This is a genomic window from Streptomyces sp. 351MFTsu5.1, assembly GCF_000383655.1.
GTDB classification, from domain to species: Bacteria; Actinomycetota; Actinomycetes; order Streptomycetales; family Streptomycetaceae; genus Streptomyces; species Streptomyces griseorubiginosus.
The window spans coordinates 203,238-229,809 of sequence record NZ_KB911788.1 but is presented as its reverse complement, the minus strand read 5'-3'; the positions used below and the strand labels follow the sequence as shown (position 1 = coordinate 229,809).

General features: G+C 69.9%; 21 protein-coding genes. 4 read left to right on the top strand and 17 right to left on the bottom strand.

Annotated features, from left to right (window positions below):
• Positions 1-96 precede the first annotated feature (96 nt).
• The 12 genes from H295_RS0128985 to eccB all read right to left on the bottom strand — a co-directional run bounded on the left by H295_RS0128985 (position 97) and on the right by eccB (position 13,372).
• Positions 97-717, bottom strand: coding sequence for a hypothetical protein (locus H295_RS0128985; protein ID WP_158691069.1), 621 nt, complete (start codon positions 715-717; stop codon positions 97-99).
• Between the two features lie 38 nt (positions 718-755).
• On the bottom strand, positions 756-2,954 hold the full coding sequence (locus H295_RS0128980; protein WP_020138855.1) for a DUF6571 family protein: 2,199 nt from the start codon (positions 2,952-2,954) through the stop codon (positions 756-758).
• Positions 2,955-3,045: 91 nt separating this feature from the next.
• The gene (locus H295_RS0128975; protein WP_199788629.1) at positions 3,046-3,483 is read right to left on the bottom strand and encodes a hypothetical protein; all 438 of its coding nucleotides are present in this window, start codon (positions 3,481-3,483) and stop codon (positions 3,046-3,048) included.
• 265 nt (positions 3,484-3,748) lie between these two features.
• Positions 3,749-5,038 carry a S8 family serine peptidase gene (locus tag H295_RS43630; RefSeq protein WP_020138853.1) on the bottom strand — a complete coding sequence of 430 codons (1,290 nt, stop codon included), beginning with the start codon at positions 5,036-5,038 and terminating at the stop codon, positions 3,749-3,751.
• A gap of 14 nt (positions 5,039-5,052) precedes the next feature.
• Positions 5,053-5,751, bottom strand: coding sequence for a hypothetical protein (locus tag H295_RS0128965; protein WP_020138852.1), 699 nt, complete (start codon positions 5,749-5,751; stop codon positions 5,053-5,055).
• A 363-nt stretch (positions 5,752-6,114) separates the two neighbouring features.
• Positions 6,115-7,428, bottom strand: coding sequence for a type VII secretion-associated serine protease mycosin (mycP, locus tag H295_RS45740; protein WP_199788628.1), 1,314 nt, complete (start codon positions 7,426-7,428; stop codon positions 6,115-6,117).
• Positions 7,429-7,516: 88 nt separating this feature from the next.
• Entirely contained in the window at positions 7,517-8,935 is a 1,419-nt protein-coding gene (locus H295_RS45735; RefSeq protein WP_078616771.1) for a WXG100 family type VII secretion target, read from the bottom strand.
• 52 nt (positions 8,936-8,987) lie between these two features.
• Positions 8,988-9,311: a hypothetical protein gene (locus H295_RS0128945; RefSeq protein ID WP_020138848.1), complete on the bottom strand. Its 324-nt coding sequence runs from the start codon at positions 9,309-9,311 to the stop codon at positions 8,988-8,990.
• Positions 9,312-9,313: 2 nt separating this feature from the next.
• Entirely contained in the window at positions 9,314-10,645 is a 1,332-nt protein-coding gene (mycP, locus tag H295_RS0128940; protein WP_020138847.1) for a type VII secretion-associated serine protease mycosin, read from the bottom strand.
• Positions 10,646-10,892: 247 nt separating this feature from the next.
• Positions 10,893-11,186, bottom strand: coding sequence for a WXG100 family type VII secretion target (locus H295_RS0128935; RefSeq protein ID WP_007385065.1), 294 nt, complete (start codon positions 11,184-11,186; stop codon positions 10,893-10,895).
• A 67-nt stretch (positions 11,187-11,253) separates the two neighbouring features.
• A complete protein-coding gene (locus H295_RS0128930) occupies positions 11,254-11,574 on the bottom strand; it encodes a WXG100 family type VII secretion target (RefSeq protein ID WP_007385064.1) in 321 nt (106 codons plus the stop codon).
• A 223-nt stretch (positions 11,575-11,797) separates the two neighbouring features.
• Positions 11,798-13,372 (bottom strand): type VII secretion protein EccB, encoded by a 1,575-nt coding sequence (gene eccB / locus H295_RS0128925; RefSeq protein WP_028809842.1) that lies wholly within the window; start codon positions 13,370-13,372, stop codon positions 11,798-11,800.
• Positions 13,373-13,567: 195 nt separating this feature from the next.
• Here eccB and eccE point away from each other — a divergent pair, with 195 nt between their 5' ends.
• The 4 genes from eccE (at position 13,568) to H295_RS0128905 (ending at position 19,487) form a co-directional block, all read left to right on the top strand.
• A complete protein-coding gene (gene eccE, locus H295_RS0128920; RefSeq protein ID WP_020138845.1) occupies positions 13,568-14,908 on the top strand; it encodes a type VII secretion protein EccE in 1,341 nt (446 codons plus the stop codon).
• Positions 14,908-15,735 carry a hypothetical protein gene (locus H295_RS0128915; protein ID WP_020138844.1) on the top strand — a complete coding sequence of 276 codons (828 nt, stop codon included), beginning with the start codon at positions 14,908-14,910 and terminating at the stop codon, positions 15,733-15,735. Before eccE ends, H295_RS0128915 begins: the two co-directional genes overlap by 1 nt.
• Positions 15,736-15,871: 136 nt before the next feature.
• The gene (locus H295_RS0128910; RefSeq protein ID WP_020138843.1) at positions 15,872-16,189 is read left to right on the top strand and encodes a DUF397 domain-containing protein; all 318 of its coding nucleotides are present in this window, start codon (positions 15,872-15,874) and stop codon (positions 16,187-16,189) included.
• A 310-nt stretch (positions 16,190-16,499) separates the two neighbouring features.
• The gene (locus H295_RS0128905; protein ID WP_020138842.1) at positions 16,500-19,487 is read left to right on the top strand and encodes an SCO5717 family growth-regulating ATPase; all 2,988 of its coding nucleotides are present in this window, start codon (positions 16,500-16,502) and stop codon (positions 19,485-19,487) included.
• An 86-nt stretch (positions 19,488-19,573) separates the two neighbouring features.
• Here H295_RS0128905 and H295_RS0128900 read toward each other — a convergent pair whose 3' ends face one another.
• The 5 genes from H295_RS0128900 to H295_RS0128880 all read right to left on the bottom strand — a co-directional run bounded on the left by H295_RS0128900 (position 19,574) and on the right by H295_RS0128880 (position 26,494).
• A complete protein-coding gene (locus H295_RS0128900; RefSeq protein ID WP_028809841.1) occupies positions 19,574-20,527 on the bottom strand; it encodes a bifunctional riboflavin kinase/FAD synthetase in 954 nt (317 codons plus the stop codon).
• A 140-nt stretch (positions 20,528-20,667) separates the two neighbouring features.
• The gene (locus H295_RS0128895) at positions 20,668-23,997 is read right to left on the bottom strand and encodes a trypsin-like peptidase domain-containing protein (RefSeq protein ID WP_020138840.1); all 3,330 of its coding nucleotides are present in this window, start codon (positions 23,995-23,997) and stop codon (positions 20,668-20,670) included.
• Positions 23,998-24,813: 816 nt separating this feature from the next.
• Entirely contained in the window at positions 24,814-25,719 is a 906-nt protein-coding gene (gene truB / locus H295_RS0128890) for a tRNA pseudouridine(55) synthase TruB (RefSeq protein WP_020138839.1), read from the bottom strand.
• The gene (gene rbfA, locus H295_RS0128885; protein WP_020138838.1) at positions 25,716-26,168 is read right to left on the bottom strand and encodes a 30S ribosome-binding factor RbfA; all 453 of its coding nucleotides are present in this window, start codon (positions 26,166-26,168) and stop codon (positions 25,716-25,718) included. The genes truB and rbfA overlap by 4 nt, the downstream gene beginning before the upstream one ends.
• 32 nt (positions 26,169-26,200) lie before the next feature.
• Entirely contained in the window at positions 26,201-26,494 is a 294-nt protein-coding gene (locus H295_RS0128880; protein WP_020138837.1) for a DUF503 domain-containing protein, read from the bottom strand.
• Positions 26,495-26,572 lie beyond the last annotated feature (78 nt).

The following is a 26,572-nucleotide window of genomic DNA, read 5'->3' as shown; positions in this document are numbered from 1 at the left end:
CGCCGGTCATCTGAGTACGCGGCGGAGAGGACCCGGCGGGCGTGAGCAGCCGGGTCCTTCACGAAGCTGAGCAGCGTACCTGGAGCCCGGTGCTGTTCATCCGCCCGAGGCGCTCGGGGAGGCCGCCCCTGACGCTGCTGCTGAGGGAGTGGCCGCACACTTGAAGACCTGGCCATCGAGATAGTTCGTGGCGAGAGTCAGGGCGGAGGCGAAGGCCTTGGTCAGCTCGTCGTCGAGGGTCCGCGCCGGGGGCGGCTCCTTCACCTCGATCTCGAGCATCGCGTGATCACGAGTCTTGTCTCCCGGCATGGCACAAGGCACAGCCAACCACGCCCGGTTCTGATGGATGTATCCCTTGGCGACCCGCACCTTGGTCCTCTCCAGGTATCCGGTGGTCGCACCGACCGTGAAGGTCTTGACGGTGCCGGGGCCCGGGGACTTGTAGCGATCGAGCTTTCCGAGGGTGTCCGAGTGAAAGAGGTAGTCGATATGTACGGCGTGTTCCTTTCCGTACAGATCGCATGACCCGGCAGCGGTCCACTCCGTGGGCGAGAACTTTCTGACGTCGTCCTGGACGACACCACCGTCACCGGCGAGCGTCTGGAACGCGTCTCCGCGAAGCTTGCCCCCGCACACTGGTTTGTTCACGTCATGGGTCTGTTCGCCCGAACTGGTGCAACCTGCCGCAGCCACCAACGCGACCGCGGACGTGATCAAGTAACCAGTTCTCCGGGCAGCGCGTGACAACACAGCGATCACCGTCCATTCACTGAGGAGTTCCAAGTGGCGCCCGCCGTGTGCCCCGACTTCGCGGCCTGCTCCACGGAGCCGGCCAGCACATTGAGGTTCTCGTCCGACATCTGCCGACCGGAGTTCTCGACGGCTTCCCTCACCGATTCGGCACTGGACTTTCCGACCGCGGTCCACCCTTGGGCATACTTGGTCGCCGCTTCCTGCTTCGCCTCGTCCGTGGTGTCCTTTTGAACCTGTTCCACCACCATTGCCTGGATGTCCTCGACGGCCCACCCGGCGATGGTTCCCACAATCGGTGCGGCGGTGCCCGTCGCCGCACCTACCGCCATGCCGAGGCCACGTCCAGCCCATTTGTCACCAGTGGCCACGGCGTCGTTGAAGTCCTTGTCGGAAGCAGAGTGCTCTTCGAAGATCGCCTGGTCACGAGAGTCGCTGAGGATCCCCGCCACGACGCCTCCGGGATAGGTGACGTTCTCCATGGCAGCGTTCAGGTCCGACGGGTTGCCCTTGGCCACCTCCTGCATCCAGATAGCCGTGTTCGCCTGTGACGCCTCGGTGATCGCTACATAGGCATCGGGATCCCGCCCGACCGTCGAAATGAACGGCTCCAGCGTGCCCGGGTCCAGGTGAGCATCCGCCCCGAAGGGCTTGATGGTTCCCTGTTCGTTGGCGATGGAAGCCTGTACGTCCGCCATGTACTCCGCCGTCATGTTGCCCAGGCTGTCGCGGAGCGCGTCCCGGTGGGAGTCAGTGGCCAGACTCGGGTCACCGCCGATGGTGTCGACCACTTCCTTCATCAGAGCCGCACGCTCAGGAGTGTGCTTGACGGGAGCACCGTCGTCGTCGAAGGCGCGACCCGAGGTGGCGGACTCCATCGCGTGACCGAGGTTGTTGTAGCCGCTCGGGTTGGCAGGGTCGCCCGTGTATCCGGGTCCCTCCGGCCAGTGCCGGTCCTTGAGCAGGTAGTCGAGGTGGTCCACCTTCTCACCGTCGATCGTGGCCTCCGAGGTGAGGAACTCGGTGGATGCGTCGGGGTTGTGCCCCAGGGCGTCCATGAAGCCGGTCATCGGGTCGAGCGCCCCGATGTTGGTCGTGCCCAGCGTCCGCGGGTAGCCCCAGTAGGCATCTGGGTTCTGCCCCCCGTTCGCGCCGTTCTTCTCCGCGGTGATCAGTGCGTCACCGTAGTCCTGGAGGAAGTCCTTGTCCCACTTGCCCTCGCTCATCAGGCTGCTGGTGAGCTGGTAGCCGCTGAGGCCGTACGGGGACTCGGTGGGGTTGGCGTTGAAGTCGCGCTGGCCCGCCTTGAGGAGGTCGTTCTGGAACTTGGTGATCTCCGGGTCGGGACCGCCCTTGCGGTGGTCGTCCGACGTCGTGGCCGTACCGATGGTCGTGCCCAGGTTCGCCTTGAGCTCCTTGAGTTGGGCCAGCTGCGCCTTGGAGAGCGTGGTGCCGGCCGGCGGGCTCATGAGCTCGTTGTACTTGCTGAGCATGTTCTCGCCGCCGGTCTTGACGGCGAAGTCCCTTGAGAACTCGGGGTCGTTCTTGTTGGCGGACAGAAGCAGGTTGAGCTTGGTGATCTCGGCGTCGGAGAGCCGGTCCTTCTTGTTCATCAGCGCGGCGGCCTGATCGGCCTCCACGGCATCGAGGGTGGTGTAGACGCTGGTGTTGAAGGACTCGCTGTCCCCGCCGTTGGCGTCGCGCTCCAGGGCCGAACTGGCCGCCTCGTCGGCGGCGGTGGCCACTTCCAGGACCCGCGTCAGCCGGGAGACGAGCGAGTCCAGCTTCTTCTTGCGCTCCTCGGCGAGGCCCGGCGAGGCGGACGCGGTCGGGCTGTCCTGCCGCGGGTCGACGTCCTCGACGCGGCCGTCGTCGTAGACCTTGTAGTGGTCGTCGCGCGCCTCGTCGAGCAGAGCGTGCAACTGCTTCTGGGAGGCGGCGAATTCACCGTGCGCGTCCTGCAACAGCTTGCCGATGCGCTCCGCCTCGGTGGCGGCGTTCTCGTACTCCGTACGGGCCTTGCCCATGGTGACGAAGGCGGCGTCGGCCGCGTCCCCGTCCCAGTGGCCCTTGAGGTGGTTGACGACGCGCTGCTCGAACTCCCTTTGCAGCGCCTCGTACTTGGCCGGCAGGGCAGCCCAGGACGCGGCGGCGTCGGCCAGCGGGGCGAGGTCGGCCTTGTCGAGGTAGGGAATGGACACCATGTGCGACTGCTCCTTGTGACGGGGTTCCGGTACGACTCGGTGGCGCTCCGGGTGCCGCGTCTCTACGACAACGCAGCCCCCGGGCCTCAACTCACCCGAAGGGCGTGCTGAACCGGTTCTGCCGGGCCCGTTCCTCCTGCTCGGTGCGGGTGTAGTGCCCGCTGGTGGTGTGGAGCTTGTCGCTGATGTCCTGGAGCAGTCGCTTGAGGTTCAGGACCTGGGAGCCCCAGCGGACGTCCATGGTCACCAGGGAGCCGGCAGTCGCCCAGGAGCCGCCCTCGGCCATCCCGCCTGCGGTGTGCTTGTTCAGGCCCCGGGAGGCGCTGAGGCAGTCGTCGTCGGCGCCCTTGTCGACGTTCTCGGTGTCACCGCGCAGCTCGACGAGGGCGTTGGCGGCTTCGTCGAGGCGCTGGGTGTCGACGTTGGTGCCACCGCCGCCACCGCCTCCGCCGCCGCCGTCCGCGGGCACGGAGTTCAGCCGCGTCCGAGGAGTTCCGCTCTGTGATGCCCCGTCGAAGGGAGTACTCATCCCTTGTCCCATCCCCGTTGTGTCAGTGGTGGACATGCCCGGTTCGCTCACAGGACCGCAGGTTGCGTTGCGCACGTGAACCATGAGGTGCCCATTCCGGCCGAACCGAGGGCTCGGCGCCTAGGCAAGGACATGCCAATCAAGCAGGCCGAACATACCGGATCTTTCTTTGCGTGGACCAGCCGTCATCGGACTGTGAGACCCAGGCGGCTTGACGGACTTCTGCCCGCCAAGCCATAAGTCGTCGATCGGCCGCTGACGCCCCCTACTGCCGAGGCGGCCATTGGCCAGGCGGTGGAGCGGGCTGCTGGTATGGATTGTGCTGTGGCGGAGCGGGCTGCTGGTAAGGGCTCTGCTGCGGCAGAGCGGTCGGCGGGACGGACTGCGCATAGGCGACAGGACCGTGGGGCTCGACACCCCAGGAGCCTTGCGCCTGCACTCGACGACCGCTCTTGAAGAGCCAGAAGCCGCAGAGCAGGAGGAAGAAGGTGATTAGTGCTCCTACAGCCGAAACGCCGACCTTGAAGAAGTCCACCCCCTGCGAGTACCTCTTGGGTGTGCCGTCATCTCCGGGCCCGAAGTGCAGGCCGGTCCCCGTCTCACCGATTGTCACCGTCTTTTCTGGAGTGAGTTTCGCCGCAGCCTGTAGTGCCGCTTCGGCATCGATCACCCCGTAGCCGGTCTCCGCGCTGTACCCACGGGTGGCATGTGAAGCAGTCCGCTCAAGGACGGTTTCCACCTGGCGCGGCGTGAGATCCGGGTACTTCGAGACGATCAGCGCGCTTACGCCCGCAGCCAGGGCGCAGGCAGCCGATGTCCCCCCACCGGACGTACGCCCGTTGGAGCGGGAATCCGCTTCGTTGATGGCAACGCCCGGGGCCGCGATGTCGATGTAGGAGTGCACGGACGAGAACGTCGCGCGCGAACCGTCCTGGGTCGAAGCGGCTACGGTGATCACGCCCGGGTAGGCGGAAGGGTACGAAATGGCGTTGTCATGCCCCGCCCGCTTGTCCCCCAGGTTGCCGACTGCACCAAGAATGGTGACGCCCTTCGACAGGGCGTAATCGATGGCTTTCAGATCCCCCACTTGGTAACTGTCAAAGAACTTCCTGGAACCGAGGGACATGGAGATGACATCGGCTCCGTGGTCCGTCGCATAGGTGATCGCCTGCGAAAGCGCGTCAGGGTTGCTCAGGCGGCCGCCCTGGTAGTCGGGGTCATCCTCATCTCGGATCACCCGCAGGCCGAGGACCTTCGCTCGGGGAGCGACGTCGAGGACGCTGGAGGCCATCGCTGTCCCGTGCTCGCCGTACCACGGCTGGGACTTGTCATTGGCCTTGAGGAAATCCGGCCCCTCGGTGGCACGGCCTTTCAGCTCTGGATGGTCGGTGCGGATGCCGGTGTCAATCACCGCGACGGTGACGCCCTCCCCCTGGCTGAGGGCGTGGGCGGCCGGCACGGACATGGCGGGGAGTTCCCAGCCCTGCGACGGAGCGGCGGATGCGGTGGTCGCCGTGCTCAAGGTCAGGGTCGCCGCCAAAAAGGCACCCGTCACGATTGGTTTTTTTCTCACTTCTCCAACACCGTCCTCCGCAGGTCCTCGGCGTAGATCGCCGCGAGGGCCTGTGCGGTTTCCCTGTAGGGATGCCGCTCCTCCCAGCCGATGAAAGTCCAGGGCTCAGGCAGCTGACCGACCGGACGTGCGGGGTCGATGGGCCCGGTGGTGATGGTCACGGCATAAGGCGAATCCGGCATGAAGACCTGGGCAGAAGCGCCTCCAATGCCCAATTTCTGGCTCCAGTCGGCAGCCTGTGTGCCAGGAACGGCAAACGGTCGAACCGTCGGCGCTCGATCCGAACCCACGGCGTCGCTCTGGATTCTCTCGATCTTGGAGTACACGGCGTTCGCGGCCGTGGGCGAATCAGCTACGACAAGTCCGATGGTCGCGGCCATTTCGCCGCTCAAGTCGGTGTACGTCGCTCGGAGTACGACCTTGCATCCGTTGGCCGTCACATCCCTCGCGAGATCAGCGGTGAACGCCACCTCACAGGAAGTGTTTTTGGAAATCCCTTGGCGGGCCCAAACGCTGGCATCACTGCCGACTGTCTCGCTGGTGAGGCGAGCCGGAAAAATCTCGTCGCTCTGCAAGTTGTGCCAGGCTTTGGGGATGAAGGCGTCATTCGAGTTGCGCTCCTGCGAACTCTGAAGGGTCTTATAGACAGTCAGAGTGGTACCGAGGAGCGGAATAATGCTGAACAAGATCAGCAAGATCCCGAATACTTTGCGGGCCCCACCTTGCGATTTACTCTGAGGAGCCGTCGGATATACCGACGAGGGCCCTGCCGAAGCAGGATACGGCATCCCTTGGGAAGGTCCACCGTATTGGGGAGAATCGGGCTGGATGTGCCCTGGAGGCGGCTGACTGGATTGCACTGACTTCCCTTTGCTTTGGCACAACTGAATCCAGCAGATGTGCCACCATCGCTCGCGCCATGTGGGTACGGTCTGCATCGATTGCCATATGAGCCCCTGGCACCACCGGGCGGCCGAGCGATTACTCGGCGGCCCCTTGCAGTACGGGTGGGGCGCCCAACGGCGTCCCACCCGTACAACGATTCAAGTCATTTTCGGCTACTGCTGCGGCGGCCACTGACTGTGGGGCGGCGCGGGCTGCTGGTACGGGTTCTGCTGTGGGGGGGCAGGTTGCTGGTACGGGTTCTGGTGCGGCGCGGGCGCGGCGGGTTGCTGGCCGTACTGGGGGTGGCTCGCGGGGCCACCAGGGCCGCCACTGTTATTCCTGTTCCGCTTGGACGCCCTGACGACCAGGAAAACGATCAGGCCGACAACAGCGAGGCCAAGGACACCGATGACAGCCCAGATGAGCATTGCTTTGTTGTCGGCCTTTTCTTGTTCAGTAGCCGATGAACCCGGCGACGAGGTCGCGGACTTTTCCTTCAAAGACTCTGGGACTGTGAGCGGGCCGTACTTCGAGCCTGCCGGGATATCCTCTTTGAGGGCTGCAAGCGGCTGGATGATCCCATACCCATATCCCTTATCCGGGAGGGATAGATCCTTCTCAGAATCCGGCAAAGCCGCCGTCTTCACCAAGCGGTTTACGATCTGCCCTGCCGTCAAATCAGGATACTTGGAACGGAGCAAGGCAACCGCCGCTGACGTGTAGGCAGCAGCGTCTGATGTACCGCTCGCCGCATGATAGCCGTCACCATCCGCGTTCGCGGAGACGATATTGGCGCCAGGCGCGCTCAGCGCGACGAAACTACCAGTGTTGGATCCACCCCAGAGGAGGCCGTCATTCTTTACGGCACCAACCCCCAGAGCTCCAGGCGAGGCGGCCGGATAACACTTTCCACCTTTATCATCCTCATTGCCAGCCGCGCCGACGACCAAAACGTCTTTACTCAAAGCATAAGCCACAGCATCTGATACATCTTTCAGCGCTTGCGGATCACTAGAACCAAAGCATGAAGAGACATTAATAACGGAGGCGCCATTGTCAACGGCGTACCTAATTGTCCCTGAGAGCTTCACCTTGACCGAGTCCCGAATCGGCAAAATTTTCGCCTTCGGGGCGAGCCCCATCACTCCATTGTCTACCCCGTGCCCATGGGCGGCGATGATCGAAGCCATGGCTGTTCCATGGTTTTCCCCAGGATTCGGCGCAGTGCTCCCCCCATCTACAAAATCCTTACCTTCTAGGACATTTCCTTTTAGGTCGATATGATCTGCATTCACCCCGTTATCGATTACAGCAACAACGACGCCACTACCCTGGGAGATTTTCCACACGGACTCGGCGTTAAGAGCCTTCAGCGCCCACTGATCATCTCTAACTTGATCTGCCGCTGCGGTCGGCGCAGATGCAATCAACACCCCGCTGACCGCTACGCCGGATCCCAAAACCCGAAGTGTTCGCCCGAAGCCCATCTGTGTTTCCTCCCTGAGGCCGACGCGGGGGATGCATCCCGCGAGTGCATCCCCCCGCCTTCCTACCAGCTACAGCACGCCGACTGGCTTATTCCTCGATGACCCGAGGCGCCACGTCACGCTGCGGAGTCCAGGTCTCTTCATCCTCGACCAAGTAGTCGGGACGCTCGCCCTCGCGCTGTTCGTCTTCCTTGCGTCGCCCAGTACGTGAGCCGGGGGCGCCTGCGATGCCGCCCTTGCGGACAGCACTGGCGCCCTTGCCTACGGCACCGCGGCTGCTGTGCAGACCCGACCCGCCGGCCGTGCCTCTGCCCGCGCCCGAACCAGACTTTGGCGTGCCGCCGACCACACCACCACGAGTCGTGCCTCCGACACGTCCGGTCGCACCCTTGGCACCGCCAGCGCCTCCAGCACCTACGCCGCCAACGCCTCCGGCACCAGCGCGACCCGCCATACCAGCAGCGCCCGCACCTGCACGACCCGCCATGCCGGCCCGAGCGGCACCGGCTCCAACGGCCCCGCCGCCCGCGGCACCACCGATGAAGCCGCCTCCGCCACCGATGCCACCACCGCTAGCCGTTCCACCACCGGCCGTGCCCGGGCCACCAACCGTGGTGCCCCCTGTACGGCCACCCGCGATGCCGTCAATTGCAGTCCCGACATGTCCTGTCGGTGGAGTCGGCTTGTGGGCTCCACCGGTAACTCCTGAAGGCGGAGTCACAGCCTTGGACGAGCCGATACCACTCGTCTGCGCCGTTCGGGCTGTACCAGAGGACACACTTTGCGGGCTCCGAGGCGAACGGGCCGTCGGCACTGGCACGGGTGTCGGAGCAATTCCGCCGGGATCCCCCGGATAGTCATGCTCATCTTCACGCCGGGGAAGCCTGTTCCACGACCCCATAGCCTTGGCCTGAGAGTTGTAAGAAGCCCCCAGCGTCTCCATCTTCGCGGCCATCTTCAGCTGCGCCTCCCGGCCTGCCGAAAGGTCGTCCGCGTTCGCGTCGAGGGCGTCCTGCGCGCCCTTTCCGGCAGCCAGGTCCTTCTTCAAGCCGTCGTCGCTGCGCGTGAAGCCGTCGCCCAGGCTGTTCATCGCGCTGGAAAGCTTGCTCGGCTTCTCCATCGCCATGACTTCGGGCTTGATGAGGCTCAGCGTGTGACCCGCGTTCGCCATCGCCGTCGAGGTGTGGCTGGCGTACTTGGCGGTGTCGCCGATGCTCTTGCTGACCTGCTTGGCCTTGGAGGCGAACCTGTCGGCAGCCGCGCCCTTCCAGTGTTCCTGGATGCGGGCCACTTCCTTCTCGAACTCCGACTGGATTCTCGTCAGCTGGGTCGACAGCCCCATCCAGCCCTTCGCCACGCCGGACACGAGTTCAGGCTTGGCGTGCTGCACCATGGCCTTCATCTCGTCCATGTCCTTGCCGCTGGCAAAGGGCGTTGTGTGCTTCTCGTTGAAGCACATATTCATCTCGGTGTAGTCGTAGTCGATGTGGCCGTCGCTCTCAGCCATGCCCCTGTGCCCCCTCGTTGATTCGCACCTCAGCCCTTACCATGATCATGGATCACTGCTTTCCCGCGTTGGGAAAGCTTGCCTGGGCGTCATAGTCGGAGTCCTGATACGCCCCGTGAGCGTATTTCGTCTTCTGGCCGAACTCGTCCATGACGGAATTGAGGTACCTCACAGCATCCTCGATGTACGTCTTGATCTCGTTGTGAGCGTTGGCGAGCTTTTCCGCCTCGCCAAAGCCCGTTCCCAGGGCACCTGCCGGAAGGTAGGTGTTGGTCTTCGAGTCGGTGTCCGCCTTGCCGAGATCACTGAGGACTCGGTTCAGTGCGGTGACGGTCTTCTCGAGCTCGTCGAGATCGACGCTTACTTCTTCAGCCATGCTCAGCTCCCCGTTGACTCCACGTTGTTACCCACACCCTGCTTGCGTCGCCAGTCGCCCAGTACCCGGCCGCCGCCCACCAGCAGCAGCACCAGGGCGAATCCCGCGGCGACCACGTACAGCGCGTAGCGTTCCGTGCGTTGCTGTTCCGTCTCGCCGAGGACCAGTGTCGCGGCCTGGACGTCGGCCGCGTCGCCCACGGGGCCGGCCGAGTCCGGCTTGGGGCCGTCGGCCGAAGGCGTCGTCGTGTCGTCGTTGACCGCTGCGGTCGGGTCGACGACGCCCCAGCCTACGAAGTCGTCACGACCCGCCTTGGTCCGGTCCGCCGTCTGCTCGATCTGGGTGATGACCTGCTTGTAGTCCCAGTCCGGGTGCTTGGCGCGGATCAGGGCGGCCACACCCGAGACGTAGGGCGCCGCGAAACTCGTGCCCTGGTCGACGCAGTTGCCGCCCACCGGGACCGTCGAGACCATGTCGATGCCCGGTGCCGCCACACCCACGAACGGGCCCGACTGGGAGAAGGGCGCGCGGGCGTTGTTGCGGTCCGACGCTGCGACCGCCAGGACGCCGGGGTACGCCGCCGGGTACGTCTCCTTGACCTTGCCGTCCGCCCCGTCGTTGCCGGCCGCGGCCACGATCAGCGCGTCCTTCGACTGGGCGAACCTGATGGCCGACTGGAACTCGGCGTCGACCGCCGGGTCCATCTTCGACGCGGTGTCCTGCGAGATGTTGATGACCTTCGCGCCCTGCGAGGCCGCCCACCTGATCGCGTTCATCATCGTGCCGACATTGCCGCTGCCCTGGTCGTCGTTCTGACGGACCGGCAGGATCGTCGCTTCCGGTGCGAGGCCGATGAAACCGGTGCCGTCGAGCTTCCGGGCCGCGATGATGCCCGCCACCTTGGTGCCGTGGCCCACCTTGTCCGTCTTGCCGTTGCCGCCCGCGTGCAGGTAGTCCTTGCCGTTGACGACGGCCGTCTTGAGCTGTGCGTTGACGGTGTCCACGCCGGTGTCGATGACGGCGACCTTGACGCCCTTGCCCTTGGTGTCCTTCCACAGCTGGTCGAGGACCACGCGCTGCAGCGACCAGGGCGTTCCCTTGATCACGTCGGACGGGAACGAGCAGCTGGTGTCGTCGACCTGGAAGCGCACGTCGTCGTCGGCCAACGCGGTCCGCACCCGGTCCGCGGCGGCTGCCGGCGCGGCGCCCGCGAAGGGCAGCCCACAGGCCAGGACCGCCAGGGCGGCGGTACCTGCGGCGCTCCGGCGCGCGGCGGCGGTGCCTGCGACGCGTCGACGCGCCGCGCGCGATGCCCCGGATCCCACGGATCCCACTTGTTACGTCCTCCCGTTGTGTTTCCCCGTACGGCGTGTGGACCAGCGGCGGCGAGCCAGTGGCCCGGCCCCGCTCAGAACTCGGTCCCACACGGGACCCGGCCCCGCACAGGTCAGGGGTCCGTCCCACACCAGCGACGCGCTACGCACCAAAGCCCCGGCTATGAACCGAAACGTCCACACACCCCGTGAAGCACCGATGGGGGCGAGCGCGCTGTCGCGCACTCGCCCCCATCAGGCGGTCACGTCAGCCGCCCCAGATCTGGGCGTTCTTCGACTCGGTCGCCTGGTAGTTCTGCGCGGCGCTGTCGAGGGCCTTGGCGATGGCCTCCAGCGTCTGCTGCATGGAGGCGGCGCGCTGGTCCCACTCGGCCTGCTTGGCGCGGTAGGACTCCTGGGCCGAGCCTTCCCAGCTCGCGGAGATCCGCTTCACACCGCTCTCGAGCTCGTCAAGCTGCGTACGGATCTTGCCCGCGGTGCTGCGGACGTCCTGCGCGGCCTGGGAGATCGTGGCGAAATTTACAAGAATCTGCCCGGACATCTCTTCTGTGTCTCCTCAGATGTATGGATGGTCGATCACGGACGTACGCCGCGGCGCACGGGTGCGATCATCCGAAGGGGGACGAGGCCGCGATGTTCTGGATGGACGCGCGCTGCTCCTCTTCCGAAGCCGCGTAGGCCTTGGTGCTCTGGTCGATCGCTTCCTTGATGTCGTTCAAGATCTGGTTGATCTTGTTGGCATCCTGGTTCACCTGCGACTGCAGGTTGTTGTACGCGGTGGCCGCCGAGCCCTTCCAGCCGCCCGTGATGGTGTCGATCACGGTCTGCAGGCGGGAGATTTCGCCCTGGATCGAGGAGTTGACCGAGGAGATCTTGCCGCTGAACGCGACCATCTCCTCCTCGGTCATGGTGAACTGCTGTCCAGCCATGTCGTGTCCCCCATGAGACGTAGGAGTTCTGAGTAGACCCTCGCTCGGAACGCCGGCCCCGAAGGGGGTCGGTCGTACCCAGTCCGGTCTGGTTCCACTCTAGTCGCATCCGCTGACAGAGCGAACATCAGTTGGGGCATGTAGCAAGATCGCGATGAAGTCAACTCACCATTTTCACAAGTGCGTTAGTGAAGTGTGAGCACCCCGCGACCATGTAGCGGGACTACGACCCCTGTGCCTGCTCCGCGTTCCCGCTGCTGAGTTCCGGCCCCGCCGCCAGCAGGTCCGCCCACATCGCCGGCACCACCGCCGCGCGGATCTTGCCGTAACCGAGGCGTACCTGGGACGTGTTGGTCTGCTGGGCGCCGTTGCCGTCGGCCTTCTCGCCGCCCGTGACCTCGCTGTCGTTGCGCGCGGGGACCGAGTAGCGCAGGCCGGTGTCGGTGACGAGGAAGGTGCTGCCGCCGCCGGCGTCGGTGCCCGTGACCCGCTTGAAGAGCAGGCCGCTGCCGGGCGAGACGTAGGTGCGCGAGCCGCTCTGGGAGAGGTCCTTCGGATAGTCCCGGCCGCTCCAGACCGTCATCAGGGGCCGGTTGGTGTTCTCGTTGACCGCGCCGCCGTGCCAGATGCTGCACGAGACCTTGTCGCCGCCCTGCTTCCAGTGCGTGTTGGCCTGCACCACCGTCTCTTCGGGCCACTTCTTCGGCGCCATCCACTCACCGTTCTCCGGGTGGATGTCGTTGAACCCGACCTGGACCGGCGCCGGGGTGGTGCCCGCGTACACGGCGTTGATGAACGGGCTGCTGAGCCACATCTCCGCGGTGAAGTCGGAGATGGGCCGCACCTCGTTCTTCAGCACGATGTACTTCTGCTGCCGCTCCCCGGTACGGGTCACCAGGACCATGCCCACCTTGGCGACGCGGGTCGGAAGGCCCTCGACGTTCGCCTGCGTCCCGGCGTCCCCGCCCAGCGAGGGGAACTGGAGGTCGCCCACGACGTTCAGCGTCTTGATGAAGTCCGGGCTGACGCGCTGCGGCTGCACCCCTTCGCCGAACACGGCCCGCTGGATGTCCTGGAGCGTGTTCTCGCTCGCGAGCCGCCAGCCCGTGCCGCCGATGAGATAGGCGCTGCCGTCCGGAGTGACCATGTACCGCGGTCCGTTGCCGCTGAGCGAGCCGGGGTCCTTCGGTCCCTCGACGTACAGGACCTTGTTCCCCTTCAGCTCCCCGCGCTTCTGCAGCAGCTTCTGGTAGTCGCTCTTGTCCAGCACGTACGTGGCGCTGACCGGCTGTCCGTCCTGGCCCGGGGCCTGGCACAGCGCCCAGGTCTTCGCCGTCTTGGCGTCCTCCGGGGACGGCAGCCGGTCCGGGGCGAAGGGGATGCCGACCGTGGCGCCCATCGAGTACTTGCTGTTGTCGAGCACCGACTCCTTGATCTTCAGGACCTGGGGGTTCTCGCCGTTCAGCAGCAGCTTGGCGGAGGCCAGGTTGAGGACCGGGTGCAGGCTCGCCTTGCTCTCGCCCTTGGTCTTCACCAGCACATAGCGCGTCGTCGACTCGCTGCCGACGAGGATGTTCTTGCCCTGCGCGTCCCAGCCCTTCGGCGCGGTCGGGCTGAGCATGCCCCAGGCGCCGAATCCGATGAGCACGAGGACCGCCACACCGAGACTCGGCAGGACGGTCTTGAGGGGCCGCGGTGCCGCCTCCTCCGAACCGTGCGGCGACGGCTGAAGAAACGCCGCCACCGTGCGCCTGCGCGCGAAGGAGTAAGCGTTCAGCTCATCCCGACGTGTCGCCATCGATGGGTCAACTCCCCGTTATTTCGCTTTGTTTCCGAATGCGGAACTCCCCAGGGCCGCCCGGTACTCCGTGGCGTTTGCTCCTGCAGGGGCCTCTACTATGCCGTGTGACGATCGCACCGTACGGTACGGGGTACGGTGATCCGCCGCCAGCTCGAGTCGCGGCCAGACAATGCAAAGGGGTTGTACCGGGGGATGAGCACTGCGACCAGGTCCCGGCGCCGAAACGGCAGCCGTCGTACCCAGGAGAACCAGGGACCGGGGCCGGAGCCGGAACCGGCACAGCCGTCCTCGGGCGCGCGGCCCGCGAGCCCGGCCGCACCCTCGCTCGCCCGGCGCCCCGGCAGCATCGGCCCCCTGCGCGTCCAGCAGCTGGTCGGCTTCGAACTGGCCGCCGCGGTGCTGCTGATCGGCTGGCTGCTGCGCCCCGTCGGCCTCACCGTCGGCATCGTGCTGGCCGTACCCCTGGTCCTGGCCGGGCTGCTGCGCCGCCGCGGCCGTCCGCTGCCCGAGTGGTTCACCACCGCCCGCGCGCTGCGCGACCGCCGCAGGCGCAACGCCGAACCCGTGCCGCCCGGCACCGACCCCGGCTTCGCGCCGGCCGTCGAGTGCGACCCGGCGCTGCGCACCTACAGCTTCCAGGACCGCGAGCAGCGCGAGATCGGCATGCTCGGCGACGGCACCTTCCTCACCGCGCTGGTCCAGGTGCAGGCCGCCGACACCCCGCTGCGGCCGGCCTACGGCACCGGGGACATCCCCCTGGACCTGCTCCAGGGCCTGCTGGAGGTGGACGACATCCGGCTCGCCTCCGTGCAGGTCGTCCAGCACACCCAGCCCGCGCCCGCCCCGCATCTTCCCCCGCAGGCCATGGCGGTCCGTTCCTACGGCCCGCTCCAGGCCCAGAGCATGACGCCCGGACTCCGTATCACCTGGGTCGCGCTCAAGCTCGACCCGGAGCTGTGCCCGGAGGCCGTGGAGGCACGCGGCGGCGGCATGCAGGGGGCCCGGCGGGCGCTGCTGCGGGTCGCCGACCAGCTGGCCAGCCGTCTCATGGGTGCCGGTATGCAGGCCAAGGTGCTGAGCGAGGCGGACATCTGCGGCGCCATCGCGACCTCCAGCTGTGTGAACCCGATGGCGACGACCGGCGGTGCCGCGCTCGACGGCAGCCGCTCCGGACGCCGTACGGCGGAGAGCACCCGCACCTGGCGCTGCGACGACCGGCTGCACACCACGTACTGGATCTCGAAGTGGCCCCAGTTCGGCGGCGCGGGCCCGGCCTTCCCCCGGCTGATCGGTGCGCTGACCTCGGCGCCGACGCTCGCCAGCACCTTCTCGCTGACCATCAGCAGGCGGCGCGGCAAGCTCCTCGCCCTGTCCGGGCACGTACGGCTGACCGGCCGCGGCGAGAACGAACTGGGCGAGGCCGCCCAGCACTTGGAGCGCGCCGCGTCCGCGTTCAAGGTCGGCCTGGTACGGCTCGACCGTGAGCAGCTGCCCGGAGTCCTGGCCACCCTGCCGCTGGGAGGTACCCGCTGATGTCCGCTCCCACCATGCGTCCCGGCGGCCGCTCCGGCTTCGGGAACTCCACCCCGGGCTTCCCCGGACAGCGTCCCGGGCATCTGCCCCGCTCCCCCGAACCCGCCCGGCTCGGTCCCGAGCGGCGCCTGCGGGAGGCGTTCGGCCTGCTCGGCCCGCGCCGTGAGCGCCACCTCGTCGACGCCGACGTGCTCGCGCAGCTGACCCTGCCGGTCGGCGACGACGGCCTGATCCTCGGCATAGACCAGGACAACCAGCCCGCGGTGCTGGGCCTGTGCCGCCCCACCCGCCTCGACATGGTGCTGGTCGGCGGCACCTGGATGGCCCAGGTCATCGCCCTGCGCGCGGCGGCGATCGGCGCGCGCGTGGCCGTCGAGACGGCCCGTCCGCAGCTGTGGGCGCCGATGGCGCAGGCGGCCGGCGGCGGCCAGCAGTGCGTGACCGTGCACCAGGTCGGGCGGATCGCCCCGCAGGGCCCGTCCCCGGCCAGCCCGGTGCTGATCATCCGCGACCTGGGCATCCGCCCGCCGCGCAGCCGTCTCACCACGACGCCCTGGCAGTCGGTGCTGACCCTGCTCCCCTACCTCGGCCCCACCGCGCCCCGGCTGCTCGCCAACGCGGACGTCGTCGGGGTGCAGCGGATCTCCCCGCAGGAGTCCCAAGTGGTCGGCAAGTCCATGCGGTTGCCCCAGGGCGACTCCGCGTCCCTGTCCTCGCTCGCCGACAACGTGGCCCTGTGGTGCACGCAGAAGTCCCGGCAGTACGTGATGACCCAGCCCACCGACGCGGAGACCGGTCTCCTCGGAGCGCCTCGCCGGATGGACTGACCGGCGCGGTCGCGGCAGGCCAAGGCGGCACCCCTTCACGTGAGTTCGTGATCGCACCGTAGCGCTGTGTGAGGGGGGCCAGGCCAAGTAGGGTGCTCCTGCACGAGGTTCGCTCAGGAGAAAGGGCCCGCTGACCATGGCTGACGCGGACGACATCGCCGCAAAGACACCGGACGAGGACGTCCGGGCGCGAAAGGCGAGGGAACGGGACGAGTTGTACGGCCTGGACATCTCCGGTGTCGAGTGGCACAGCGCGCCCGGCACCGAGGAGCACGAGGAACGCGTCGAGATCGCCTACCTCCCCGAGGGCGCGGTGGCCATGCGGTCCTCCCTGGACCCGGACACCGTGCTGCGGTACACGGAAGCGGAGTGGCAGGCCTTCGTACTGGGCGCCCGCGACGGCGAGTTCGACCTGGAGCCCGCCTCGGACCCCGGCGGTCTCCCAGCGGAGTAGGGGCGGCGGCCGGGCCGCGGAACCGACCGTCCCTCCAGAAGACAGACCGAAGACAGCCAGAAGACAGACAACCGTCACAAGGCCGACATCGGGGCAGGCGGACGTCCGGTGCGTGCGAGCGCACAGCGGACGGGCCTGCCCCGCTGACGGCTGTGGCGTTTAGGCTTGATGCGGGTGCGACGCAGGAACCCACGGGTGGGTCGTTCGCGTCCAGGGACTTCAGTCGGATCGGCCAACAGGAACGGTCGCCCCCGGCACGGCACATGAGTGCCCACACGGCACGAGGGTGCTCGACCAACCAGGAGGAATTGTGCAGAGCGATCGGGACGGGCTGCGCGCGGGCTGGACCACGCCCAGCGACGACCAGTCCGACGCGGAGTCCGCCACGGAGATGACGGGCGAGTTCACCATCGACTACGCCGCACCCGCCTGGTACACGCAGAGCGCGGCGCCCCAGCCCGAGCCCGAGCCCGAGGCAGCGCCTCCCGCGCCGACCCCTGCCCCCGCCGCGCCCGCACCCCACCCCGGTCACCCCGATCCGTCCGGTCCTCCGCCATGGTCGGGCGCCCCGGCGGCCCCTCAGCCGCCCGCACCCCCGCATCCTCAGAGCGGCTACGGCTACCCGCAACCGCCGAACCCGCAGGCGGCCTACGGCTACCCCCAGCCGCCCGCGCCGCCCAACCCCCAGAGCGGCTACGGCTATCCGCAGCCCCCGAACCCGCAGAGCGGCTACGGCTACCCGCAGCCCCCCGCGCCTCCTACGACGCCCCCCGCGGCCTCGGCACCCCCGGCGCCCCCGGTCGCTCCCGCGCCTCCGGTGGCCCCCGCTCCTCCGACCGCGCCCGTGGCCCCGGCGCCCCCTGTCGCCCCCGTCTCCGCCGGTGACGCGGAAGGCCGCGCCGACGCGCCCTCCGCCCCCGCCCCGACGACGAGCGCCCCCGAGCCCCCTACGGCCCCCACGGCCCCCTCGGTTCCAGCGCCCGCCGCCCCCGCCGTAGCCCCGCAGCCGTCCACGGAAACGGAAGCCGAGGCCCAGGCGCAGGCCCAGGCGCAGACGCAGACGCAGGCGGCCCCGGCCGAGCCCGCCTCGCCCGAGGAGACCGGACCCAGCGGCGAGGACACGGACCCCGCCCAGGCCTCCGAGGACACGGCACCCGCAGCCCACGAAGCCCCGGCCACCGCTCCCGCCGTCGACCCCGAGCCCGGCACCGAACCCCAGGCGGCCGCGCCCGAGGCCCCTGCCGTCCAGGCCGACGCCCCGGAGCAGCCCCCGGCCGCACCGGCCGTACCCCCGGAGGAGCCGCAGGCACCCCGGAGCGCCTCCGACGAGCAGCCCCAGGCCGCCCAGGTCCCGCAGGTCCCGGCACCGGAGCAGCCGCAAGCAGCAGCCACCGCGCCCGCTCCCGAGCAGCCGCAGCCCGACGCCCAGCACGAGGGCTGGCGTCCTCCGCCGGCGCCCCAGGGCGCGGTCCCGCCGCTGCCGCCGCAGTTCGCCCAGGCGGCCCCGGGTGCGGCCCCCGGCCCCGCCCCGGACTGGTCGACCGGCGGCCAGCCGCAGCCGCCCACCGCTCAGCCCGGCGCCCCGCTCCCGCCCGCCCAGCCGGCACCGACCGCGGGACAACCCCAAGCCCCCCAGGCTCCGCAGGCCCCGCAGCCCGCCCCGGGCAGTTGGCCGGCCACCCCGCACCACCCCGACGCCCAGGCGGCACCGGGTGGTTACGGCTACCCGCAGCCGCCGGCCCCCCAGCCTGGCTACGGCTATCCGCAGCCGCCCGCGCCCCAGCCTGGCTACGGCTATCCGCAGCCGCCCGCGCCCCAGCCCGACCAGAGCGGTTACGGCTACCCCCAACCGCCCGCCCCCCAGCCCCCGCAGAGCGGTTACGGCTACCCCCAGCAGCCCCCGGCACCTCAGGGACAGCCCGGTCAGCCGGGTCAGCCCGTGCCGCCGCCCCCCGCCCCGCCGGGGCCCCACGCCCAACCGGAGCAGCCGCAGCCGCAGTTCCCGGGGCAGCAGCCGCCCCAGGCGCCGAACCCCAACCCCTACGCGGGTGCTCCGGGCCAGCCCGGCGTGGACCCCCGTACCGGTGCCGGGTGGCCGGCCGCCGTCCAGCACGACCAGCGGCAGCAGGTCGCCGGCGCGGGTGCGCCACTGGGCTACAACGCCGCCGTCGAGCTGACCTCGGACCGGCTGGTCAACAGCAAGAAGCAGAAGGCCAAGAGCAGCCGGCCGACGCCGGGCGGATCGAAGTTCAAGCTCGGCGGCAAGAAGGAGGAGGCGGAGCGGCAGCGCAAGCTCGACCTCATCCGCACCCCGGTGCTGTCCTGCTACCGGATCGCGGTGATCAGCCTCAAGGGCGGCGTGGGCAAGACGACCACGACCACGGCCCTCGGCTCGACCCTCGCCACCGAGCGCCAGGACAAGATCCTCGCCATCGACGCCAACCCGGACGCCGGCACCCTCGGCCGCCGGGTGCGGCGCGAGACCGGGGCCACCATCCGCGACCTGGTCCAGGCGATCCCGTACCTCAACTCGTACATGGACATCCGCCGGTTCACCTCCCAGGCGCCGTCCGGCCTGGAGATCATCGCCAACGACGTCGACCCGGCCGTCTCCACGACGTTCAACGACGAGGACTACCGGCGCGCGATCGACGTGCTGGGCCGCCAGTACCCGATCATCCTCACCGACTCGGGCACCGGTCTGCTCTACAGCGCGATGCGCGGAGTGCTCGACCTCGCCGACCAGCTGATCATCATCTCGACGCCGTCGGTGGACGGGGCGAGCAGCGCCAGCACGACCCTGGACTGGCTCTCCGCGCACGGGTACGCGTCCCTCGTCTCGCGGTCCATCACCGTGATCTCGGGTGTCCGCGAGACCGGCAAGATGATCAAGGTGGAGGACATCGTCACCCACTTCGAGCAGCGCTGCCGGGGCGTGATCGTCGTACCGTTCGACGAACACCTGGCGGCCGGTGCCGAGGTCGACCTCGACATGATGCGCCCGAAGGTCCGGGAGGCGTACTTCGACCTCGCCACGATGGTGGCCGAGGACTTCGCGCGGGCCCAGCAGGAGCAGGGTCTGTGGACGGGCAACGGCACCAACCAGCCGCCGACCATGGCTCCCCCGATGCCGGGTCAGCAGCAGGCCCCCGGCCAGCCGCAGCCGCCGGCCCCGCAGCCGCCGTTCCAGGGCTTCCCCGGCGCCCAGCCCGGCCAGCCGTGGCAGACGGGGCAGCCCCAGCCCGGATACCCGCAGCCGCCGTACGACCCGAACGCGGGTCAGCCGCCGCAGCAGTGACCGGAACGTGAGAAAGGGGGCCGGCACCTCGAAGGTGCCGGCCCCCTTTCGTGTGTCCAGGTCAGCGCCCGGAACGTGTGTCCAGGTCAGTCCCGGGAAGCGGCCTCGATCAGCTCGCCGCACCGCTTCACGTCCTCGGCCATCGCCTTGAGCAGCGCGTCCAGGGTGTCGAACTTCTGCTGGCCGCGGACGTAGGCGAGGAAGTCCACCGCCACGTGCAGGCCGTACAGGTCGAGCCCGACGCGGTCGATGGCGTACGCCTCCACCGTGCGCTCGGTGCCGTCGAACTGCGGGTTGGTGCCGACGGAGATCGCGGCCGGCATCGCCTCGCCCTGGGCGTGCAGCCAGCCGGCGTAGACGCCGTCGGCGGGGATGGCGGTGTGCGGGAGGGTCTCGACGTTGGCGGTGGGGAAGCCCAACTCCCGTCCCCGCTGGGCGCCTCGGACGACCACGCCCTCCACGCGGTGCGGGCGGCCCAGGATCTCCCCGGCCCCCTCGACGTCCCCCTCGGCGACCAGGCGCCGGGTCAGCGTGGAGGAGAAGGGCTCGCCGCCGCCCGCCGTGCCGGACACGTACAGGTCGACGACCTCGACCTCGAAGTCGTACGTCTTGCCCTGCTCTACGAGGAAGTCGACGTTGCCCGCGGCCTTGTGGCCGAAGCGGAAGTTGGGGCCCTCGACGACCGCCTTGGCGTGCAGCTTGTCGACGAGGACCTTGACGACGAACTCGGCGGGCGAGAGCTTCGAGAACTCCGTGGTGAAGGGGAGGATCAGGACCGCGTCCACGCCCAGGTCCGCCATCAGCTCGGCGCGGCGGTGGTGCGGGGCCAGCAGCGGCGGGTGGCTGCCGGGGCGGACGACCTCGCTGGGGTGCGGGTCGAAGGTGACGACGACCGAGGGAACGCCCAGCTCACGCGCGCGGTCCACGGCGTGCCGGATGATCAGCTGGTGCCCGCGGTGGACCCCGTCGTAGGACCCGATGGTGACGACGCTGCGCCCCCAGTCCTCGGGGATGTCCTCCAAGCCACGCCAGCGCTGCACTGTGACCGCTCCTCGTCGAACCCGTGTCCGTATTGATTCTCAAGACCTGCGCAGGTCTAAGGGTGCCATGCCGGGCGCCCGTCGCTCGCATCGGCATGGGGGTGTGACCCGACGCACGCGCGCGCGGGACCTGGCGGACCTCAGGCGGGGACCCGTACGCCCGCAAGGTTGCCGATCATTCTCCGGGTGCTGGGTCCGACCACCGCCGCCCACTCCTGCGGGGCCTCGGCGAGCCAGCCGGCCACCAGCGCGGCGAACCCGGGCACATGCCGGCCTAGGTCGACGAGACCCCGGTCGAAGCGGGCGGCGCCGTCCGGGGTGCGGACCAGCAGGAGGCCGATACGGCGGACGAGGTCGCGGACGTCGGCGTCCGCGCGCGCGGCGGCCGCGGGCAGCAGGGCGATCAGGACCGCGGGCTCCTTCTCGTGGTCGAGGAGGTGGTCGAGGAGTTCGTCGCGCAGCGGGCGGGAGGCGGGGGTGCCCGGGCCCGCGAGGACCGCCGCCAGCACGGCCCGCACGCGTTCCGGACCGCCGTCGAGGAGCCCGGTGATCAGCGGCAGGAGCACGGCCCGGGCGGTGGGCCCCTGGTCGAGTCGCCGGTCGACGTACGCGGCCACGTCCCCGGCGGTCTCCGGGCGCCCCTGGACGGCCTCCCTCACCAGCGCGGCCACCCGGCGGGCCAGGGCGGGCGTGGTGACGTCGGCGAGGGTGTGCAGCGCCTCCCCGGCGCCGGGCCGCCGGAGCCGCTCCCGGAAGGCGTCCAGGACCGGGCCGGGGTGGCTGGCGAGGGCGGGGACCAGCGCGTCGGGCGGGAAGCGGGGGTCGCCGGCCGCGAAGTGCCCGAGCGCCTGCGGGAGATGACGGTCCCGTGTGTGCGGGTCGCGCACCAGCAGGGCGAGCGCGCCGCCGTGCAGGGTGGCGTCCTCGGGGCGGGCCAGCAGGGCGAGGGCGGCGTAGCGCAGCAGTTCGCGGTCGGCCTCGGTGCACACGTGCGGCGCGGCCCGCAGTCCGTAAGTCACCGCCGCCACCCTGCGGGCCGGCCGCTCGTCGTGGGCCCACCGGTCCACGGCCCGGCACACCGCCGACGGCTCGTCCTCGGCCAGCACGGCGAGCAGTTCGTCGCCCCGCCGGTGCGCGCAGGCGACGAGCACCTCGGTGAGGTCGTCCAGGGCCCGGGTCCGGTGGGTGTGCAGCAGTGCCTGGGCGGCCTCGGCGACGGTCGCGTGCGGGGTCGCGGGCAGCGCCCGGTCGTCGTCGAACCAGCGGGTCAGCTGCGGCTGTACGGCGGTCGGGTCGACGGCGAGCAGTTCCGCCACGGCGTCCAGGAACCGGGGTCCGGTTTCCTGCGGGGGCCCATCGGCGAGGACGAGCCGGCGCAGCAGGTCGAAGCGGGCGCCCGGCGGGAGCGGGAGGGCGGTCCAGAAGGCGGGTGCGAAGGCGGCCGGGACCGGCTCGCCGCGGCGTCGCCCGGCCACGAGGCGGTCGGCGAGCTGCCGCAGGACGTCGGTGTACGGCGTCGCGTCGGGCACCCGCCGGAGGGTCTCGGTGAGGAGCCGGGCGGCCCACCAGGAGTGCGGGTCGGCGTCGAGGGCGTGCAGCAACTCCTCGAGCCGGTGCGCGAGTTGCGGTGTGCCGTGCTGGCGGGCGAGGAGGAGCAGGGCCTGGACGACGGGGCCGATGCGGTGGTGCGGGACGGGCAGGGGGTGCTGTGGGCCGGAGCGGCGGCGGTGGACGAGTGCGCGCAGGGCCTCGTCCAGGTCGAGGTGCGTGCCCTGGATCCAGTCGGCGAGCTCCTCGTGGGCGAAGCGGTAGCCGGTGCCGGCCGGGACCAGGAGGCCCTCGGCGAGGACGGCGGAGGCCCAGCCGGAGCCGCCGAGCCGCTTCGGTGCAGGACCCCAGGGGAACACCGCCTCGAACGACGCGCGGTCCAGCTCGCCCTGGCCGGGACCGAGGCTGCGGCGGGCGGCCTCGTGGACCTGCCCGGAGACCTTCGCGGCGAGTCTGCGCACCACGGTGCCGCGCAGTCCGCCCGGGCCGGCCAGCCGGACCGCGATGCGCAGGCACATCAGGTCGAGGTAGGCCTCGAAGACCTGGTCGCGGTCGACGGGGGCATGGGAGGTGCCGGGGAGGGCGGCGCGGACCTCGGAGAGCAGCCGGAGGGTGAGGGGGTGCCGGTCGTCCGGGGCGGTGAGGGTGCCGTCGGGGAGGGCGTAGCGGGCTCGGGCCCGGCGGGCCTCGTCGTCGGTGAGGTCGGTGAGGGGCACGCGGGGCGGCATGTGCCGGCCGGGGTCGCCGTGGAGCAGGTCCGCTGGGAAGTCCGTGCCCTCCCAGTACTCCTCCCGGCAGGCGACCACCAGCCGGGCCCCCGTCTCCTCCAGCCAGCGTGCCGTGCCCCGGGTCCACTCGGCGAGGCGGTGGGCGAGGACGGGAGGCATCTCCTCGGGGCCGTCCAGGAGGAGGAACAGGGGGCGGCCGGCGTCCCGGGAGAGGTGGGCCAGGCGTTCGGGGGTGAGGTCGCCGAGGTCGGCCGGGCCGGTGTCCGCGGAGGTCGCGACGATACGGGCGGCCCTGCCGAGCGCACGGCGGGCCGCGTCGGCCACCGAGTCGTCGGTGTCCTCCAGGTCGGCGCCGCGCAGCCAGAGGGTGGGGGCCGGGGCGGGGCCGCGGTGGCGGCGGGCGGCGAGGGCCGCGAGTTCCGTCGTACGGCCGCTGCCGGGCGGTCCGACGAGCCCGAGGACGGTGGCCGTGCCGTCGGTGAAGGCGGCGAACTCCCGTGCTGTGACGGCTCGTTCGACCGGTTCCGGCGCGTCCTCCCGGCTCACGGGTGGGCCGTCCTGGCCCACGGAGGTGGCGGTCAGCTCCAGCACTCCGGCGAGGTTGAGGTCGGCGCCGTAGGCGGGGACGGTGGCCGCGTTCTCCGCGAGCAGGTCGGCGAGGGGGGCGGGCGCGTCGGTGCGGAGCGGGATCGCGTGACCGGTGTCGCGGCCGCTCTGGAGGGCGGTGCCGAGGACGGCGACGACGGCTCCCGTCGCGGCGTCGAGCACGGGTCCTCCGGCGGCCCCGCCGCCCAGCCGCAGCGCGTCGCGGCCGGCGGTGCCGATGGCCAGCTCCAGGACGCCGTCGAGGAGACGGTGGCGGTCGGTGGCCGTGTAGGTCACGGTGGCCGGGCCGAGCACGCGGGCCTCACGCCAGCAGCCCGCGGGCAGGCGCACATAGGTACCGGGTTCGACGGTGTCGCGCGGGGAGACGGGCAGCGGGTCCACTCCGAGGCCCTCGGTGCGGACGAGCGCCAGATCCCGCCCGGGCAGCGGGGTCACGGCGTCGGCGCCCACCACGCAGCTGCGGTCACCGGCGTGCAGAACGATCCGGGCCAGCCCGTCGACGGCCTCGTGACTGGTGACGACGGTGCCGTGGTGATCGGCCACGAAGCCGACCCCCCGGAGCCGTCCGGCCAGGTCGTGCAGCCGCACGAGATCGTCGTCCCGCCCGACCCCGCGCGCCGACCGCGCACGCCCGTGCCGCAACCGCCGCCCCCACCCCGGCGACCGCCCGCCGGCACACCCACCTCCACGGCCCTGCGTCCCGTCACCGACCGCGGGGGCCGCACCGACATCAGCCGAGGCAAGACCACCCACGGCAGGCCCCGCACCCGAGCCGACCCAGAAAACCTCACCACCAGCCTGGCCAGCACTCGCCCAATTGGCGTCACCATCCGCAGGACGCGCACCCGAACCCGCCCAAGAGGCGTCACCGTCTGTGAGAGCCGCGCCGGAATCAGCCAGCCCGCCGTCACCGGGCACAAAGCCCCCGCTCCCGCCAGGCAGCCGCCCCGCGGCACCGGCACCAGCACCGGCACCAGCACCAGCACCAGCACCAGCACCAGCACCAGCACCAGCGTCGCCCTCCCGCCCAGCCGACCGAAGCGTCTCCCCCACGCCCCCGTCGCCCCGTCCCCCGCTCTCCCCTGCGGAGCCACACGCTCCGCCGACGGAGTCACCCCCTGCCGTCATGGTCGAGCCTTCCCGCCGTACGCACGTTCCTGTTTTCGACGGTAGGTGCGGGGTGATCAGCGGGACAGATCGCGTGCGGAACGCGCCCCCTTCCACTCCCCCGGTTCACTCCGAGCGCCTGCCCGCGCGGGTGAATGGAAAGGGACCGGCGGATACACCCTAGGGGTGGGGGAACCGAGGGGGGACCGTGGAGCGGCGGCACAACCCCGTGATCGCCGCTCCACGGGCGAAGACCGCCCGGGTGCCCAGACCGCCCCGGTGCCCCGCGAAGAAGCCTCAGCCGAAGACGGCCAGGCTCTTCGCCTTGCCCTTCTGTTCCTCGACCAGCGCGAGGAAGGCGCCCTCGGGGCCGAAGACGGCGACCGTGCCGGCGCCCGCGTACTCCTCGGGCATGTCGAGCCGTACGCCGTTGGCGAGCAGCTTGGCCCGCCGTGCGTCGACGTCCCAGCGCCGGAAGGCGGCGGCAGCGGCCTCGCCGATGGGCATGACCGTCAGCTCCTGCTGGAGCTGGTCGAGGGTCCGCGCGGAGTCCAGCTTGTACGGGCCCACCCGGGTCCGGCGCAGAGCCGTCAGATGGCCGCCCACGCCCAGGTCGGCGCCCAGGTCACGGGCGAGCGCCCGGATGTAGGTGCCGGACGAGCAGACCACCGACACCACGAGGTCGAGGACCGGGGTGCCGTCCTCGGCGACCGCGTCCCGGACGTCGTACACGGCGAAGGACGAGATCCGCACGGGGCGTGCCGGGATCTCGAACTCCTCGCCCTCGCGCGCCCGCTTGTAGGAGCGCACACCGTCGATCTTGATGGCGCTGACCTTGGACGGCACCTGCATGATGTCGCCGCTCAGCTTGGCGATCCCGGCGTCGACGGCCTCCCGGGTGACCTTCGAGGCGTCGACCGACCCCGTGATCTCGCCCTCGGCGTCGTCGGTCAGGGTCGTCTGGCCGAGCCGGATGGTGCCCAGGTACTCCTTCTCGGTCAGCGCGAGGTGCCCGAGGAGCTTGGTCGCCTTCTCGACGCCGAGGACGAGCACGCCCGTCGCCATGGGGTCGAGGGTGCCGGCGTGCCCGACGCGGCGGGTCTTGGCGATCCCGCGCATCTTGGCGACCACGTCGTGCGAGGTGAAGCCCGACGGCTTGTCGACGATGACAAGGCCGTCGGGCGTCCGGTTCTTCTCGGTCATTCGGCGGCGTCGTCCGTCTCGTCCTCGTCGCCCGGCTTGCGGTACGGGTCGGCCTCGCCGGCGTACTTGGCGCCGGCCGAGACCTCGCGCACCTTCTCGTCGGACTGGCGGGCCTTGTCGAGGAGGTCGTCGATGGTCTTGGCGGTGTCGGGCAGCGCGTCGGCCACGAAGGTCAGCGTGGGGGTGAACTTCACGCCCGCCGCGGCTCCGACCGCGGAGCGGAGCACGCCCTTGGCGCTCTCCAGTCCGGCGGCCGCGGCCGCCCGCTCCTCCTCGCCCCCGTACACCGTGTAGAAGACGGTCGCCTCCCGCAGGTCCCCGGTGACCCGGGTGTCCGTGATGGTGACGTGTGAGCCGAGCCGCGGGTCCTTGATCCCGCGCAGCAGCTTCTGGGCCACCACCTCTCGGATGAGGTCCGCCAGCCTCTTGGCGCGCGCGTTGTCGGCCACTGGTCCGTCTCCTTAAGTACTTACTTGTTGCGTCAGTCTTCGTCGCTGTGGAGCCTGCGTCGAACCGAGAGCAGTTCCACCTCGGGCCGCCCGGCGACCAGCCGCTCGCAGCGGTCCAGTACGTCGCTGAGGTGTCCCGTGTCCCCGGACACCAGCGCCAGCCCGATCTCGGCCCGGCGATGGAGGTCCTGGTTCCCCGTCTCCGCCACGCTCACCGCGTACTTGCGCTGGAGTTCGGCCACGATCGGACGGACGAGAGAGCGTTTCTCCTTCAGCGAGTGCACGTCGCCGAGGAGCAGGTCGAAGGACAGAGTCCCCACATACATGTGTGTCCGGATGTCCCGCCGGTTCGGGGTACGGGCGCCGCGTCGGCGCCGATACGGGAACCGTACACGCAACGGCCG

Excerpts from the sequence above, each read along its gene's own strand:
- H295_RS0128980 (WP_020138855.1), bottom strand. The coding sequence starts at position 2,954 with ATGGTGTCCATTCCCTACCTCGACAAGGCCGACCTCGCCCCGCTGGCC.
- H295_RS0128975 (WP_199788629.1), bottom strand. The coding sequence starts at position 3,483 with ATGAGTACTCCCTTCGACGGGGCATCACAGAGCGGAACTCCTCGGACG.
- mycP (WP_199788628.1), bottom strand. The coding sequence starts at position 7,428 with ATGGGCTTCGGGCGAACACTTCGGGTTTTGGGATCCGGCGTAGCGGTC.
- H295_RS45735 (WP_078616771.1), bottom strand. The coding sequence starts at position 8,935 with ATGGCTGAGAGCGACGGCCACATCGACTACGACTACACCGAGATGAAT.
- H295_RS0128945 (WP_020138848.1), bottom strand. The coding sequence starts at position 9,311 with ATGGCTGAAGAAGTAAGCGTCGATCTCGACGAGCTCGAGAAGACCGTC.
- H295_RS0128935 (WP_007385065.1), bottom strand. The coding sequence starts at position 11,186 with ATGTCCGGGCAGATTCTTGTAAATTTCGCCACGATCTCCCAGGCCGCG.
- H295_RS0128930 (WP_007385064.1), bottom strand. The coding sequence starts at position 11,574 with ATGGCTGGACAGCAGTTCACCATGACCGAGGAGGAGATGGTCGCGTTC.
- eccB (WP_028809842.1), bottom strand. The coding sequence starts at position 13,372 with ATGGCGACACGTCGGGATGAGCTGAACGCTTACTCCTTCGCGCGCAGG.
- eccE (WP_020138845.1), top strand. The coding sequence starts at position 13,568 with ATGAGCACTGCGACCAGGTCCCGGCGCCGAAACGGCAGCCGTCGTACC.
- H295_RS0128915 (WP_020138844.1), top strand. The coding sequence starts at position 14,908 with ATGTCCGCTCCCACCATGCGTCCCGGCGGCCGCTCCGGCTTCGGGAAC.
- H295_RS0128910 (WP_020138843.1), top strand. The coding sequence starts at position 15,872 with ATGGCTGACGCGGACGACATCGCCGCAAAGACACCGGACGAGGACGTC.
- truB (WP_020138839.1), bottom strand. The coding sequence starts at position 25,719 with ATGACCGAGAAGAACCGGACGCCCGACGGCCTTGTCATCGTCGACAAG.
- H295_RS0128880 (WP_020138837.1), bottom strand. The coding sequence starts at position 26,494 with ATGTATGTGGGGACTCTGTCCTTCGACCTGCTCCTCGGCGACGTGCAC.